Source organism: Facilibium subflavum (genome assembly GCF_003574485.1).
In the GTDB taxonomy this organism is placed as follows: Bacteria; Pseudomonadota; Gammaproteobacteria; order Francisellales; family Francisellaceae; genus Facilibium; species Facilibium subflavum.
The window spans coordinates 1-788 of sequence record NZ_QLIT01000372.1 but is presented as its reverse complement, the minus strand read 5'-3'; the positions used below and the strand labels follow the sequence as shown (position 1 = coordinate 788).

The 788-nt window shown below is 33.1% G+C and carries 1 protein-coding gene; it reads left to right on the top strand.

Annotated elements, in window-relative coordinates; all coding sequences use genetic code 11:
• Window positions 1-788: non-ribosomal peptide synthetase (locus DNK84_RS14000; RefSeq protein WP_162902528.1), on the top strand; the 788-nt coding region annotated here is incomplete at both ends.

The following is a 788-nucleotide window of genomic DNA, read 5'->3' as shown; positions in this document are numbered from 1 at the left end:
ATATGATAATACGCTACTAATAGGTAAGCCAATTAGCAATATAAGAACTTATATCTTAGACCGACACCAACAACCAGTTCCTATAGGGGTAGTAGGTGAATTATATTTAGGTTCTATAGATTTGGATAGAGGCTATTTGAGTAGACCTGAATTAACAGCAGAGAGATTTATATCTAATCCATTTGCTACAGATGAAGATATAGCTAAAGGATATACAAGGTTGTATAAGACAGGTGATTTAGTTAGGTGGTTGGCAGATGGCAATATTGAATATATAGGTCGAAATGATGATCAGGTTAAGATACGAGGCTATCGTATTGAATTAGGGGAGATTGAGAATCAATTATCATCTATAACTGGTATTAAGCAATCCTGTGTATTATCTAAGGATAGGAACAATAATAAGTACTTAGTTGGTTATTATGTATCAGATGTAGAGTCATTAACCCAAGAAGAGATCTTTAATCAATTATCTAAGGTATTACCAGAGTATATGGTGCCAAGTGTATTGGTTGAGATTGACTCAATGCCGTTAACAGTAAATGGTAAGTTAGATCGTAAGTCATTACCGGATCCTGAATTTGTTAATGAAGATAGTTATGTAGCACCTACTACGGAACTTGAAGAGAAATTATGTAGTATATTTGCAGAAGTACTTGGATTAGAAAAAGTTGGTATTACAGATGATTTCTTTAGGATAGGTGGAGATTCTCTATTGGCTGTTAAAGTCATCTCTTCAATAAAAAAGATATTAGAGCTTAGTATAACTGTTAAGGATATTTTTGGTA